The organism is Rhodosalinus sp. K401 (assembly GCF_041365735.1).
Classification (GTDB): Bacteria; Pseudomonadota; Alphaproteobacteria; order Rhodobacterales; family Rhodobacteraceae; genus Rhodosalinus.
In genome coordinates, this window is the sequence record NZ_JBGFSI010000003.1 from 1 (window position 1) to 14,553 (window position 14,553).

At 68.3% G+C, this 14,553-nt stretch carries 10 protein-coding genes; 5 read left to right on the top strand and 5 right to left on the bottom strand.

The features are described from left to right. The 5 genes from AB6A66_RS04455 to AB6A66_RS04475 form a co-directional block, all read left to right on the top strand. Positions 1 to 477: TonB family protein (locus tag AB6A66_RS04455; protein WP_371054946.1), on the top strand; the 477-nt coding region annotated here is incomplete at its 5' end. Between the two features lie 875 nt (positions 478 to 1,352). After that, entirely contained in the window at positions 1,353 to 2,333 is a 981-nt protein-coding gene (locus AB6A66_RS04460) for a hypothetical protein (RefSeq protein WP_371037300.1), read from the top strand. Further along, a complete protein-coding gene (locus AB6A66_RS04465; RefSeq protein ID WP_371054947.1) occupies positions 2,323 to 3,348 on the top strand; it encodes a hypothetical protein in 1,026 nt (341 codons plus the stop codon). The genes AB6A66_RS04460 and AB6A66_RS04465 overlap by 11 nt, the downstream gene beginning before the upstream one ends. Then, positions 3,345 to 5,600 carry a glycosyltransferase gene (locus tag AB6A66_RS04470; RefSeq protein WP_371037302.1) on the top strand — a complete coding sequence of 752 codons (2,256 nt, stop codon included), beginning with the start codon at positions 3,345 to 3,347 and terminating at the stop codon, positions 5,598 to 5,600. The genes AB6A66_RS04465 and AB6A66_RS04470 overlap by 4 nt, the downstream gene beginning before the upstream one ends. Positions 5,601 to 5,751: 151 nt before the next feature. Continuing rightward, positions 5,752 to 6,645, top strand: coding sequence for a hypothetical protein (locus AB6A66_RS04475; RefSeq protein WP_371054948.1), 894 nt, complete (start codon positions 5,752 to 5,754; stop codon positions 6,643 to 6,645). A gap of 9 nt (positions 6,646 to 6,654) precedes the next feature. Here AB6A66_RS04475 and AB6A66_RS04480 read toward each other — a convergent pair whose 3' ends face one another. The 5 genes from AB6A66_RS04480 to AB6A66_RS04500 form a co-directional block, all read right to left on the bottom strand. Then, positions 6,655 to 7,497, bottom strand: coding sequence for an efflux RND transporter periplasmic adaptor subunit (locus AB6A66_RS04480; protein WP_371054949.1), 843 nt, complete (start codon positions 7,495 to 7,497; stop codon positions 6,655 to 6,657). Positions 7,498 to 7,516: 19 nt separating this feature from the next. Beyond that, positions 7,517 to 9,517 carry a hypothetical protein gene (locus tag AB6A66_RS04485; protein ID WP_371054950.1) on the bottom strand — a complete coding sequence of 667 codons (2,001 nt, stop codon included), beginning with the start codon at positions 9,515 to 9,517 and terminating at the stop codon, positions 7,517 to 7,519. A 17-nt stretch (positions 9,518 to 9,534) separates the two neighbouring features. Beyond that, positions 9,535 to 10,368 carry a SapC family protein gene (locus AB6A66_RS04490; protein ID WP_371037306.1) on the bottom strand — a complete coding sequence of 278 codons (834 nt, stop codon included), beginning with the start codon at positions 10,366 to 10,368 and terminating at the stop codon, positions 9,535 to 9,537. 136 nt (positions 10,369 to 10,504) lie between these two features. Next, positions 10,505 to 12,643, bottom strand: a complete 2,139-nt coding sequence (locus AB6A66_RS04495) for an efflux RND transporter periplasmic adaptor subunit (RefSeq protein WP_371054951.1) — start codon at positions 12,641 to 12,643, stop codon at positions 10,505 to 10,507. A 13-nt stretch (positions 12,644 to 12,656) separates the two neighbouring features. Continuing rightward, entirely contained in the window at positions 12,657 to 14,522 is a 1,866-nt protein-coding gene (locus AB6A66_RS04500) for an HlyD family efflux transporter periplasmic adaptor subunit (RefSeq protein WP_371054952.1), read from the bottom strand. Positions 14,523 to 14,553: the final 31 nt, after the last annotated feature.

The window sequence follows — 14,553 nt, forward strand, 5'->3', positions numbered from 1 at the left end:
CCCGAAACGCTGGAGACCGCACCCGCACGCAGCGCCGCGCGGCCGTCACCCGCACCTGCCGCGCGGCCCGCACCGCCCGAAGCGCCGACCGGTGGCCGCGGCGCCGCGCCCCAGTCCCAGCAGGCCGAAGGCGCGGGCGGCGGCGCAAGCGCGGGCCGGACACGCGCGACGGAACAGGCCGCCCAGGGCGCGTCGGGGCAGAAGCTCGTGGCGCGGTGGGGCGGGCAGATCGTCGCCGCGATCGAACGCCAGAAACGCTACCCGTCGGGCACGCGCGCCGCGGGGCGCGTGCGCCTCGCCATCCTGGTGGCCCCCGCCGGCCGCCTCGCCGGGGTTTCGGTTCGGGGCTCCTCGGGCAACGCGCAACTCGACCGGGCCGCGGTGGCCGCGGTCCAGCGCGCGCGCCTGCCCCGCGCCCCGAACGGGCTCTCCTCCGAAAGCTACCCCTTCACCGTGACGCTGCGCTTCGCGCCCTGAGCCGTCGGCGCGACCGGGCCGGGCGTCAGCCATGGGCGGTGCACGCTTCGAGTGTCGGAGGGCTTTCGTTGCGCGGGCACACGCGGCACGGCGGAGGCGGCCCATCCGGGCAAGCACGGTCGCAACCCCTTCCTCGCCTGAACACGACAGGGCGCTGGATGACGAGGCAAGGCGCGCGCCTTCCCTGTCGCGGGCCGATTGGCGCGATGGGAGAAGGGACCGCCGTGCCGCGCGTGACCGTTGGAAAGCCGCGCTCTGGCGCGTCAAGCGACGGAGCGCACCGTCGGCGCGATGTCAGGGCACGGTGTCTGCCCGGCGGAACGGAAGATCGGGCCAATCGCACCGGCGTCCCGACACGACCCGGTTCGGACCTATACTGCGCCGCCGCGCCTTTCGCGGGCGCGGCGGCGGAGGCCCCCCGGCCTCTCCGCCCGAGGGCGGACATCTCACTCGTCACTTCGAACAATACTACAGACGAAGCAGGCCGCAATGCGGCGCGCCCCCGGCCAGACCGTGACACGTCGCGGAACGTGCGTGATGGAGCCTGGATGCGGGGCCTGCCGGCCAGAACGTCACCGTGGACGCGCGCCCCTCCCGAACCGGTCTCCGAGCGTCAGGCACCATGCAAGCCGTTCCGCGGAACGGAAGGGCCGAACTCGGATCGCGGAAATCGGACATGTCCGCCCGGTTGGGTCTTCACGGGAAAGCCCGAGGCCCGCGCGGCGCATCCTTCATCCCGCGCAATCGGAGATGGAGTGTCGGCAAAAGGGCTCAGCGCCATTTTTCAGGACCGGACAGCATGGCGCGCCGTGCGACGAGACTTGCGCGATGACGCAACGTTAACTATTCGTTAACCAAGCGTGAAGGTTGGTCGAATGGGTCACGACAAGCGGTTTCTCCTGCATATCGGGGCGAACAAGACGGGCACGTCCTCGATCCAGACAATGCTCGCGGCGAACCCGGGCCCCCTCGCCGCGGCAGGCTGGGTGTATCCCGATTTTCACAGGAGCTACGACGCCCACCACCCGCTCGCCTACTCGATCGGAGAACTGAAACGTGGACTGCAGCACGACTGGGAAGGCGAGCTGAAGGCGCTGATTTCCGACCCGCGCAGGCGCTTCATCTTCTCCAGCGAAGTCTTCTTCCGCCTCGTCGATCCCGAACGGGTCGCGCGCGTGTTTCCACCGGGCGAGACAAGGATCGCGATCTACCTGCGCGATCACCTGTCCTACATGTCGAGCTGGTATGCTCAGGCTGTCCAGGAGCGCAACCTGACGGCCTGCTTCGAGGATTACGTCCGCCTCTTCTCGCAGCCGCTCAACGGGTTCCTCGCGCGCTGGGACGCCGTCTTCGGCGCGGAGAACGTGACGCTGCGACTTTTCCAGCGCGAAGCGCTCGCCGATGGCGACGTGCGGCGCGACTTCGTCAGGCTGATCGACGGGGTGGATCCCGAAGCGATCCGCCTGCCCGAGAAGGAAAGCAACCCGTCGATCTCGGGAAACCTGCTCTTCTTCAAGCGCCTGCTCAACAACTACATGACGCTCGAAGAGGCCACCGCGCCCCCCATCCCGGACGAATTCGGCGCCTTCGCCGACGTCAAGCCCGGTTTCAGAGGCCGATTCGCCATCACGGAGCGCGAAGCGTCAGTCGTTCGCAAGATCTTCGGGGACGACATCCGCGCGCTGCAAGAGCGCGGCCTGCCGCTTGGCGCGCTGCCAAGCCGGGTCGACGGCCTTGCGGTTCCCGATTTCGCCACGCTCGGGCAGGACGTTCAGGATATCAAGCGGATCGCGGAGGGAACGGGGAAGCGGTTTCTGCGCTACGCCGAACGATGGCAGGATTGGCATGCAGTTTAGGGAACAGAACAGCGCGGGCCTGCACCGGAAAGCCGTGATGCCGCGCGAGGATCCCACGCAGGGACCGCTGCGCGAGCGGCTGCTCAGAGCGTCGGTGGCGGCGCATCTCTCCCTGCTCGCGCCGGACCGCATCGCGGGGATAGAGGTGGTCGAGGATGATCCGGCATCGCTGTCCCGCATCGGAGACCTCGCCTTTCTTCCGGCGGCGGGACACGGTCCGCCCCTGCTCTCGATCGGCCTCGTGGCGCATGAGGACCTCGTGCGAACGCGTCCGCTGATCGTGTGCACCCGCGCCCTCGGCGCGGAACTCAAGGCACTCGCCGGGCGATGCGCAGAGGCGGCGACCCGCGACATCCGTTGGGTCGAAGGCGTCGTCGGGATTTACACGCGCGCCATCTTCCTGGATCGGTTCGATCTTGCCGACAGCCTCGGATTCGCCCCGTGGACGTCGTTCCGCCTCGTCGACGGCTTTCCAGTGAAAATTCCCGTGCCCTCCTCGCCGCCCGCACCCGAGTTGCGGCTTCTTCTCGTGGATCACGGCGCGGCCGATGACACCGCCGCGGCCTGCATCCCGGAGACGCTGGCACGCAGGCTGGGCGCCGGCTTCGAGGTCATCGACCTTCAGCGCGATGCCCCGCACGCGACCGCGCCGCGGGATCTTCCGGAAGCGGATCTGCATGTGCACGCCAACTACGCGCACACGAAGCCTGTATTCGGTTTCTCGCCCGAAGACAGCATCCTGAGCGGGTTCTACACCATCGTCCAGTCGACGCGCGACGGGGCGAGACAGTTTGCCGGTCAACGGCTTACGGCCATCATCGCCAAACGCTCCTATGCACAGACGCTCTCGCCTCAGGACGATCTCGCAACGGCAATCAGCGGCATGGCGCGACGGATCACGGCTCTCGGCAACAGCGCACGCGCCGGCAACCCCGAACTCGAGAATTTCCGCCGCGCCAATGCCGCGGAACTCGAACAGGCGCTCGGCGCCTTCGAAGCGGAGGCCATCGCATGATCCGGATCGGCTGGTTCACGCCGATCTCGGCCGAGACCGGCATCGCGAGCTACTCGCAACAGGTTCTCCACGAAATTGCGCGGCTCTATCCACCCGACGAGGTGTCGGTCGTGGTATTCCACCCCGCGACGGACACCGATTGCCTGCGGATGCCCTTTCCGATGGTGGAGATCTCGGACGGGCTGCTGAGATCGGATTTCGAGGCCCTGTTCGACATCGCCGTCTACCACCTCGGCAACAACGACCTGAACCACGGTCCGATCTTCGCCGCCTTGTTGCGCCATCCCGGCGTGGCGGTGATGCATGACCACACCTACCAGCACTACCTGGCCGGCGCCTCGCTGCGAAACGGTCATGTCGGCCCGAGCTTCGGGGCGCTGGTTCACGAGGCAGGCGGGCCCGAGGCGTTCGCCTATCTTGCCGAAAGCGGCGTGCTTGCCTGCGACCGGGGCGCGGTGCGCTTCACGCCCTGGGACACGGGCTGGGCCGCCGAAACGCCACTGTGTGACAGGGTTGCACGGCTTGCCCTGGGCGCGGTGGTACATTCCCGTTTCGCCGAGGCCGGGCTTGGTCGGGACTATCCCGGGCCGGTGTCGCGGCTCTTCATGCCCCGCCCGTCCGGGATAGAGCCGGCGCCGACGGAGGGTATGCGGGACGGGCGGCTGCACCTCGCCGCGACGGGCCACATCGGCCGCACCAAGGGCCTCTCGCGGCTGGTCGAAGCCTTTCACCTCGCACCCGCGCTGGCCGAGCGTTTCCGGGTCACCATCGCGGGCTTCGCGAGCGATACGGGCTTCCTTGACGGGCTCCGACAGGAGATAGAGCGCGCCGGCCTCGAAAGCACGATCGACCTGCGCGTCGCGCCGAACCAGCGCCAGTTCGCGCAGATCATGGCAAGCGCCGATCTGTTCTACAACCTGCGCTTCCCGAACACCGAGGGCGCATCGCTCTCGCTTGTCGAGCAACTCGCGCATGGCAGGACCGTGATCGCCTACCGAAGCGGTTGCTTCGCCGAAATCCCCGAGGATGCCGTCTTCCATCTCGACCGGTCGTCCGGCGCGGAGGCGCTGATCATGCTTCTCAACAACATCGATGCCAATCGCCAAACGCTGGCCGCACGCGGCGCGGCGGCCCGGCGCAGCGTCGAAGAGCGAACCGCGGAGCGTTACGCGACCGCGTTCATGGAATTCCTGCGGTCGCAGCTTCCCGTCTTCCAACGCCGGATCGATCTGTTCGGATCGCGCAAGCGCGGCGTTCTTCCAGACCCCGACCGCGCCGATGCCGCTTGGCTGCGCGCGGCGATGGGGGCGCGCCGCGCGATCGGGGGGCTTTTCGACGGCACCTTGCTCACACCCGCCGATTTCCCTGGCCTCTCTGCGGAGGCGAAAGGCCGCTACGTCACGCTGAACCTTCTGGACGCGCGCACGACGCCCGAGGAGGAGGCCGAGATCGGGCGCGTGTTCGACGATCTGGACGCCGTCGATACCTGCCGCGTGCTTGGGGACCTTGTGTCCTGCGTGCGCCTCGAGGCCAGCGGAGGGGCCGCGCCCGACCATCTCGCGGATACGCTCCGCCCGCTGGGCTGCAACCCGGCCGTGTGGAAAATCCTCGCCCGGCTTCCCGGCGCGCGCGCCGTTCCTCTGGCTCTTGCCTCGCTCGGCCAACCGGGCGACCCGGAAGAGGTCGCGCGGCTGGTCGAGGCCAGCCACCGTCATGGCTTTCGCGCCGCGATGAGGACATGGCTCCGCGAAGGGCGCGCGTTCCCCTTGCCCCAGGACGTGTTCGACTGGCTGGAGCGGCCGGACCTCGAGGAACTCTCGCGCTGCGCGCCGGCCTGCCTCGGAGACGACCTGCTGGCGCGCATCCGAAGCGCGCAATCCGATCCCGCGCTTCGCCTTTGCGGATTCCACGGACCCGAAACCATCGGAATCTGGACGGCGCGAAAGCACGCGGCGCTCTTCCTGAACGCCGGCGAACAGGGTCCGAATTCGCTCTGCGTGACGGCGTCGTCCCTTCGTGAAGCCGGCGACGGGCAGATGCTGAGCGTGCGGGAACTGCGCAGTGGGCGTGTGGCAGAGGCGGCACGCAACGGCACGGAGTGCCAGTGGACATGGGATATTGCGCTTGAAAGCTTTGCGGGGCCCTTGCAGATCACCTTCGACACGCCCCGTCTCGTGCGCCCATGCGATACGATGGGGTCGGTCGACCACCGCGCGCTGGGTGTGCTCGTGGAACGGGTGACACTGGCCTGAGACGCATGTCGACGGCTCCCGCACGCAGCCATGACGGCAGAGGCACACGCAGGGCAGGCAGATGCGGTTCATTCTCCATATCGGGATCAACAAGACCGGCACGTCGAGCCTTCAAAAGACGTTCTCGGAGAACGCCGACGCGCTTCGGGCCTTGGGCATCTGCTATCCCGAAACGGGCCGCGGGGGCGGCGCCGCCCATCACGACCTCTCGCGCGCGCTGAAGGGAATGCCCGCCGAGCGCCTTGGCCTGCCCGCGGCGTGGCGGGAGGCCTTCCTCGCGGAGGCCGAGAGCTGCCCCACCTGCCTCGTGTCGAGCGAGGATTTCGCGACCATGCCGGACCCCGCAATGGCGGCCACGCTCTTCCCGCCGGGAGAGACGCGCGTGGTCGTCTACGTGCGGGAACACGTACGGCACCTGCTGTCGTGGTATCAGCAGGCCATCCACTCACGGGCCGTCTGCCTGGATTTCGCGGAATTCGCGCGTCACTACCGCAAGAACTTTCACACAATTCTTTCGCGATGGGCCGACGTTTACGGACGAAGCAACATCGTGGCCCGTCCCTACGATCGCACGCTGTTTCCGGACGGCGATATCTTCAACGATTTCACGGTGAACGCCTTGCCGGACGCCGGGAATATCGTCCGATCCGCACCCGCCGAAGCGAATCCGAGCCTTGCCGGCAACCTGCTATTCTTGAAACTTCTGCTGAATATCACTCTTGGCGAACAGTCATCTCAGGAACGAGTTCTTTCGGAAAGCCTGGCGCTCGCGTCGCTGGACCCAAGCTTTCGCGGGGTTTTTCCCGCTTCCGCCGAAACGGTGGCCCGGCTTCGCAGTCACGCGCGCCGGGACAGGGACGCCTTGGCGCGTGATTTCGATATTGCTCTCCGGCCCCCGAAGGGCGCCATCGAAGGCCCTGCCTCACCCGATCTTTCCCGGCTCCGTGCCGACATCGACCTGATACGGTCCGAAGCGGTGAAACGGAATTTCCAGATCGTTCCCCTCATCGACCGGCTGCTCGCCGGCTTCGCCCCGGGCGGCTAGGGTCCTTCGTCAGCCCTCCGGCGCGAAACTGACGAGGCAGCGCAGGCCGGCCGGGATGGCGAGGTCGGGATTGGGAAGCTCCACGCGCACGCCGAAGGTGCCGCTCGCCGGATCGAAGACGCGGTCGATGGCGGTCACCGTGCCCTCGTGGCGGCCCGAGATCGGTGAGCCGGGACGGACCACGGCCCTCATGCCGCGCTCGAGTTCGCGATACATCTCGATCGGCAAATACGCTTCCACGTGGAGCGGATCGAGTTGCGCGATGCGCGCGATCACCACGTCGCTGCTGGCGTATTCGCCCGTGAAAAGACGCCGCTCCAGCACCTCTCCGTCGAGCGGGCTGCGGATCGTGCGCTGCCGGAGCAGTTCCTCGGCGCGCTCGAGCTCCAGTGCCGCGATGCGCTGGCGCATCTCGGCCATGGAGACCTCTCTCGACGCCACCTCGACGCTTGCCTCGGCCTCCTCCAGGTCGCCGAGCGGCGCGATGCTGCGCTCGACGAGGGTGGCGAGCCGCTCGGCCTGGCTGCGCGCCAGTCGCAACCGGGCGCGCGCCGCCTCGATCTCGGCATCGCTCTCCGCCCTTTCGCGCTGAAGCGCAACGGTGGTTTCCTCGAGCCCGGAATCGAGGCGTGCGATGGGTTGTCCCGCATGCACCACGTCGCCGCGCTCGACGCTGATTTCCGCGAGGAGGCCGCCTGCCGGGCTCGCGATCGAGACCTCCACCGCGGGCTCGATAACGCACTCGAAACCCCGCTCCTCCTGCTGAGCGGCGACGGGAACGGCAAGGACCGACAGCGCGACGAGCGGGCCGGCGAAGACCACGACAAGGATCGAAGGGGGAGGCACGGTCATCTCGTATCCAGTTCGGGGCTCACTCCGGGCGCCCGGCAAAGGCGAGGAGTTGATGAAGGCTGTCGTCCACGCGCAGCAGCGCGCGACGTGCCCGCGCATTCTGTCGCTCGGCCGCCCGTTGCGCGCGGCGGAAAAGCAGGCGTCCCGGCGCCTGACCCAACGGCCCGCCCCATCGGGCGAACGTCCGCAGCAGCGGCGCGGACACGGTGCGCAGAAGCGCGTCGTCGAGCGCGAGCACGGCCTCGGCGCTGCCCGGCTGACCCTGCCGCGCCGTGCGGCCGAGGAGCTGGCGGTCGATCCGCGCGGAATCGTGACGCTCGGTCAGCATGACGTGCAGTCCACCCTTCTCCAGCACTTCCGGCGCCACCTCGATGTGCACGCCGCGTCCGGCCATGTTGGTGGCGACCGTGACGCGGCCGGGCTGGCCCGCACCGGCGATCACGGCGGCCTCCTCGTCGTCGTTCATGGCGTTCAGCATCCGGTGCACCACGCCGTCGGCCTCCAGCCGCGCCGAGATCGCCGCCGACGCGGCGACCGTGCGCGTCCCGATCAGCACCGCGCGTCCGTCCGCCTGCAGCGCGCGCACCCGCGACGCGATCCGGTCGAGCTTCCGGTCCTCGTCGCGCACGACCCGCGTGCCGAGATCGCGGCGGCGGACAGGCAGGCGCGTGGGCACGCCCACCGTGCCGATCCGGTAGACCGCCGCGATCTCACGGCGCACCTCGCGGGCCGTTCCGGTCATGCCCGACAGGTGCAGGTAGCGCCCGAAGAAGCGCTGGTAGGTGTTGCGCGCCAAGGCCACCTTGCGCGGCGTGACCTCCACGCCCTCCTTCATTTCAACGAGTTGGTGCAGCCCGTCGTTCCATGAGCGCTCGGGCATCAGGCGACCGGTGTACTCGTCCACGATCACCACCTTGCCCTCCTGCACGACGTAGTGCTCGTCCCGGCGGTAGAAGAGCCGCGCGGCCAGCGCCTGGCGGACCGCCTGCTCCCGCTGAACGCGCATCAGCCATGGCCCGTCAAGCCGCGCGCCAAGCTGTTCCAGCCGGGTCTTGCCCATCGGCAGAAGCTCGATCCGCCGCTCGTCCCGAAACAGGCGGAAGTCGGTCCCCTCCCGCAAGCGATCGGCAAGCGCGTGCGCCATCTCGGCCCAGGCGCGCTCGGCCGCGGCATCCGTCTCCTGCGAAAGGATGAGCGGCGTGCGCGCCTCGTCGATCAGAACGCTGTCGGCCTCGTCCACGATCGCGAAGCGCAACCCCCGCATGGCCGGCAGCCGCGTACCGCCCCCCGGGCGGCGGCAGAGCCGCTCGAGCTTGAGCGCGGTGGGAGACGCGTCCTCCCCCATGCGCAGCCGGTCGCGAAGATAGTCGAAGGCGATCTCCTTGTTCGCGGCGTAGACGATGTCGCGCGCATAGATCGCCGGCCGCTCGCCATGCGGCGTCTCATGCTCGATGCAACCGACCGAGAGACCCAGCCAGTCGAACAGCGGGCGCATGAGATCGGCGTCGCGCCGGGCGAGATAATCATTCACCGTTACGACGTGGGCCGGCGTCCCGGAGAGCGCGGCCGTCGCCGCGGTCAGCGCGGCGACCAGGCTCTTGCCCTCTCCCGTGGCCATTTCCACGAGGCACCCGTCCAGCATGGTCAACGCGGCGCGAACCTGCACGTCGTAGGGCACGATCCCGAGCGACCTGCGCGCCGCCTCGCGCGTGACGGCCAGAAGTTCGGGCATGGCGCCACTGCGTAGCCCGTCCCGGATCGTGGCGTTGCGCGCCGCAACGAGGCGTAGCCGAAGCGCGCGCTCGTCGAGGGCGCCGATCTCTTGTGCGAGCCGGAGCGTGCGCCGCGTTCGGCGCGCCAGACGCAGGCGCCGTCCCGGCCCCGCCAGACCGAAGGCCCAGGCGAGTGCCGCCTGCGCCTTGCGTTCGAGCCCGTTCTGCCGGTCATCCTCCCGTTCGGGGAAGACGTGCATCGACGCCGGCCTGGCGTCGACGCCCGCAAGCGGCGCGGCCAGAGACATGGTGCGCGCCGCTCGGCTCAGTCGGCTGTCTCGGAGGCCTTCGCCTCCTCGCCGGCCTCCGCCGCATCCGCGATAGCGCCGTTGCCGCCCTTGGCGCTCTGGAAGGTGAGCGCCGAGTCGTCGCCCGCTCCGTCACCGGCCGACTTCTCGGCGATCTCCGCGAAGTGGCGCAGCGAGGCGAGATGCAGGAAGGTGCATTCGAGCTCGTCCGTGGCCATCATCTGCGACAGCGTTTCCGAGTCGAGCGCCTTAAGCTTCTCGCGGTCCACCGTCATGAAACCGGTGAGCGAGCGGCGCTCGCCGTTGGGCAGGGTGAATTGCGCCTGCATCGGGCGCAGCAGATCGAGATCGACCAGACGCTTGCAATAGGCGCGGCTTCGGTTGAACCGGGCCTGGTAGTCCTGAAGGAAGCTCAGGACGTTCTTAAGATACTGGGTCCGGTTGCCGTCCGAATCGAAAAGACGTTCGCCGCGGTCGTTCTGGTTCACGCCCTCGAACGTCTCGTCGATGTGCAAGACAAGCTGGTTCTCTTCCGTCTGGTGGCCGAACACGAAGGGATAACGACGCACGAAGGCGGGAATGTAGCGCCCGCCCCAGACGCCGTCGGACGACACGAAGGCGTTGCGCTCGCCGGCCACGCCGAGGATCGCGGTCGGGATGACGTTCTCTCCCTCTCCCGCGAAGACGATGGGGTATTCGGCGCCGGCGTCGGCGAACTCCGACGCGGTCAGCGGAACGGAGTTCACCTTGCTCGCGAAGGCGTAGCTGTCTCCGGTCTTGACGCTGGTCTTGGCGTGGCGCTTGAAACTCACCGGCACCGCGTTGTCATAAAACAGTAGTTGCGTCGCCATGGCACTCTCCTATGCGGTCAGGCTTCTAGGTCTTGCTCGGAAGCGGCCACCAGCAGGTCCCCAGGGACACGCGAGCGCACCCCCGTCCGCTCCAGTTGACGTAGAGTGAACCAGAAATGACCGCGTCACGCCAAGCCTATATTTTGAAATGACGCAGAAAGACTTGCCGGACCCGGCGATAGACCCTCTCGGCCACCGGGGTGGGGTCATGCACGAAACGGACATAGGCTCGCTGGCCGATTGTTTCGAAGGGCATTTTCGCATCGAGACCGAGCTCGAGATGCATGAGATTCGCCAACGCCCGATCCGGGGCGGCGGGATCGAGCGCCACGCGCCCCCCGCCGATCGTGGCGAGCGCCATGGAGGGAAGTTCGGCGACGAGGGAGGGAATCTCCCGGGTCACATGGGCCGACCAGACGCTTTCCGGATCGCTCGCGAACCGCACGTCGATGCGCCTGGCCCGGCGCACGAGATCGCTGTCGCGCTCGTTCACCACCGCGCGGACGAGCGGAGCCTCGGGATCGGCGACGTAGCCGAGAATCGCGCCCTTGCGCACGAAACGCCCCGGAAGGTCCGTGGTCTGCTCGAGCGCCACGCGGCCGGCCGTCTCCGCACGCACGTCGAGCGCCGCAAGCCTGTCGCGGGCGAGGGCAAGATCGGCGGCGGCGTGTTCGAGTTCGCGCTCCACGATGCGTGCCGCCGCGGGATCCTGGAAGAGCAGCGCCTCGCGGCGCCGGTTCAATTCCTCCACCGTCACTTCGAGAAGGCGCACCCGCGACATCAGAAGGGGATCCGCCATCCGCACGAGCGGCGCACCCGCCTCCACGGTCTCGCCCTGGGCGACGAGGACCTCCTCCAACAGCCCGTCGGTACCTGCGTGAACCGCCGCCTCGCCGGGAACCCACAGGACCCCCTCGCTGATGGTCGAATAGGGAAGCGGCACCAGAAGAAGCGCGGCCATGACCGCCCCGAGCGTGCCGCCCATGATGGCGAGCGCCCGCCCGCGACGCCGGCGCAGCTTCGGACTCGCGAACAGGAACCACACCTGCTTGGCAAGCGGCACGCCGAACATCAGCACCACCGACCAGACGGCGAGCAGTATGCCGAGCGAGAAGAACATCGAGGACACCAGCAGAACGATCACCACCGTGATGAAGATGCGGTAGGCAAAGGCCGCCAGGGCGTAGACGAAGAACCAGCCCGCCTCCCCCGGTGCGGTGGCGGGGTTCTTCGCCTCCTCGATCCCGAGCATGTGTTTCTGGACCAGGTAGCCGATGTAGCGGTTTGACCGCTGCCCCAGGTTGGGGATCTCGAGGATGTCGCTCAGGACGTAGTAGCCGTCGAACCGCAGAAGCGGGTTGCCGTTGAAGAAGAGCGTGGACACGCCCCCGATGAGCATGACGTTGAAGGCGAAGGCGCTGACAAGGCCGCTTTCGGCGTTCACCCAGACGATCATCGCGATGGCCGCGAGGCCGATCTCTACCAGGATGCCGGCGCCCGCCACGAAGGCCCGTCGCCACTTGCTCGGGAAGGACAGGCTGTCCGAGGCGTCCACGTAGGGCACCGGCATGAACACCAGAAACATGATCCCGATCTCGTGGACCTCGCCGCCCCAGCGGGTGATCGCGTAGGCGTGGCCGAGCTCGTGGATCGCCTTGACGAGCGGGTAGACGAGAAGCAGCAGAACGATGTTCTCGGTGCTGAGCACCCGGTCGAGCACGTTCGATGTCAGTTCGTCCCAGTGAACCGCGGCGAGCGTGATCCCGTAGCCCAGAAGTCCAAGATAGAGCAGAAGGCCCGCGACCGAAAAGAAGGGCCGCGCCAGCGGCATCGTCACGCGAAGAAAGCCCTCCGGGTCGATCAGCGGCAGGCGGATCGCGAGCGGGTTCATCACGCTTTTGACGGTCTTCTTCCGGCGCTGGCGCTCGCCCCGCTCCACCATTTCGGCGATGTCGGGAACGCCTTCGCCCTGCAGGACGTCCGCACCATGAAGCTGGCCCAGGATCTCGATGATCTTGTCCTGGCTCAGCGTGTCGTCGTCGAGCTGGCGCTGCGCGATCTGCCAGGCATCCTCCAGCGTCCTCTTTCCGTCGAGAAGCGAGGCCACGAAATAGCTCGACGGCGAGAAACGGTGATAGCGGCCCGAGGTCCTGTCCTGAAGCACGTACCAGAGTTCGCCGCGGTAAAGCGTGCGGAAGAACCGCGTATGGCTTCTGAGCCTCGGGCGCTTCTCGGCGACCCGATACCACGAACTGCTGTGAAAACTCTCGGCCATGGCGCTCTTCCCGTCAGGGACGCCACTGCCAGGTGGCGAGGCGGAGCCAGTTCACCATCCGGCGCGTCCAGATCTCGACCACGAGGCGCTCGTCTATGGACACGCGCGCGACGCCCTCCATGCTCGGGCGCAGCCAGGCGTCGCTGCCGTCGAGGGCCGCTTCCACCCGGAAGAAGTTCCTGCCGTCCGCCTGACTTGCGACCGGGGTGATCGCCGTGACGGTGAAGCCGAGCGGCGCGTCGGGCTGCGCCGCGAGGCGCAGCTGGCCGGTCTGACCGGGGGCGATCTCTGCGAGATCCGCCTCGTCGACCTCGATCACCACGCGGTAGTCGCCGACGGGGGCCACCTTGAATAGTTCCTCGCCCCGCGCCACCGAACCGCCGATGGATTGTGAAAGATCCCCCGAGACCACGATGCCGTCGAAGGGCGCGACGATCCGCGTCCGCTCGACCTGCGCGTCGATGAGGGCAAGCTGGGCGTCGGCCTGCGCGATCTGGCTGCGGATGATGCTGGCCTCGGCGCGTTCGCCCTCGGCCAGCGCGCGGTCGAACTCGATCTCGCGCTGGCGCCGCGAGGTCTGCCAGCGCAGGCGCTCGAGCAGAAGATCCTGGTCGTTCAGCGTTGCCAGAAGCTCGCCTTCGTCCACGGTCTCGCCGGCGCGGACGGTGGCCGACTGGATGTAGCCCTCGAACGGGGCGACCACGGTGCGCTGGATCGCGCCTTCCAGCTTCGCAGGCGCCGCGACCTCGAAATCCCCCGTCACGGTCAGCGCGAGCCAGATCAGCACGGCGGCCGCGACGGTGGCGAGCTTGCGCCCGATGTAGCGTGGCCCGAGGATCGCCGTCACCTGGTTCCAGACCACCTCCGCGGCCTTGGTCAGGAGCATCCGGTCGTTCTTGCGGATTTCCGTGATGACGGGACCCACCATGCTGGCGACCGTGTCGGCGAGTTCCACGGTCTCCTCGTCGAAGGGGCGGCCTTTCGGGCGCTCGAAGGTGATCGCGCCGACGAGGTCGCCGTTGGCCTGAAGCGGCACGGTGAGCACGGAGCCCGCCTTCTGCGCGTCGGCAAGCTCTTCATGCATCCGCGTGACGCGGTAGTCCCAGTGCCCGGGCTGCGGGTAAAGGACGATGTCGTTCTGGTCGAGCGCCTCGTCCATGGCATGGCCGATGTCACGCACCACGTTCATCTTTCGACCGAAGCCCGAGGCGTGGCTGAGGGCCGCCACGCGGCTGCGCTTTCGCCGGCGGAAGCCGATCGCGACCTGATCGCAGTCCAGGCGCGCGGCAAGGGTCGTCACGAGCGCCGAGGCCGCGCTGCGGAAGCGGCGCTGTTCCAGAACCACCGCGAGGATGGCGAGCGCGCGCTCGGTCCGGTCATGCAGCGCCGCGTCGGACGCGCCCTGCTCCCGCCGGAGCAGCGCCTCCAGCCAGCCGATGCCCCATTGAAGTTGCCGCATCGCCTCGGCCGGGGCGGCGCCCTGCGCGGCAAGGGTGACGGCGACCGCGCCGTAAAGCCGGCCATCCACCATGACGGGATGGGCGACCGTACCGGGACCTCGTCCGGCGCCGGAGATCGCGACGCCTTGCCCCTGTTCGATGGCCCGGTCGACCGCGAGGCGCGCCTCCGCGCTCACCTCCTCGCTGCGCGGCCAGGTGGCGGCCGGGGTGAAGGGCCCTGTCTCCGGCTCGCCCAGCACGACCGCCGCCGCGGCGGCCCCGGGAATGTGCCGGCACTGCAGACCGAGCCACGCGCGCACGAAATCCTGCGCGGACCCAGCGCCATGGAACTGGGTCCAGAGCGACTGGTCGAGAACCGCCACGCTGGAGGTGGCGCTTTCCCGGCTCTGGCCCTGTTCTGCCTCTGCACTCCCGCTCATGCCCGCAGCATACCGTCGCGATGACCCTGCG

What these genes read in the sequence shown, in the direction of transcription:
- AB6A66_RS04460 (WP_371037300.1), top strand. Translation starts at nt 1,353, where the DNA reads ATGGGTCACGACAAGCGGTTTCTCCTGCATATCGGGGCGAACAAGACG.
- AB6A66_RS04465 (WP_371054947.1), top strand. Translation starts at nt 2,323, where the DNA reads ATGCAGTTTAGGGAACAGAACAGCGCGGGCCTGCACCGGAAAGCCGTG.
- AB6A66_RS04470 (WP_371037302.1), top strand. Translation starts at nt 3,345, where the DNA reads ATGATCCGGATCGGCTGGTTCACGCCGATCTCGGCCGAGACCGGCATC.
- AB6A66_RS04480 (WP_371054949.1), bottom strand. Translation starts at nt 7,497, where the DNA reads ATGACCGTGCCTCCCCCTTCGATCCTTGTCGTGGTCTTCGCCGGCCCG.
- AB6A66_RS04485 (WP_371054950.1), bottom strand. Translation starts at nt 9,517, where the DNA reads ATGTCTCTGGCCGCGCCGCTTGCGGGCGTCGACGCCAGGCCGGCGTCG.
- AB6A66_RS04490 (WP_371037306.1), bottom strand. Translation starts at nt 10,368, where the DNA reads ATGGCGACGCAACTACTGTTTTATGACAACGCGGTGCCGGTGAGTTTC.
- AB6A66_RS04495 (WP_371054951.1), bottom strand. Translation starts at nt 12,643, where the DNA reads ATGGCCGAGAGTTTTCACAGCAGTTCGTGGTATCGGGTCGCCGAGAAG.
- AB6A66_RS04500 (WP_371054952.1), bottom strand. Translation starts at nt 14,522, where the DNA reads ATGAGCGGGAGTGCAGAGGCAGAACAGGGCCAGAGCCGGGAAAGCGCC.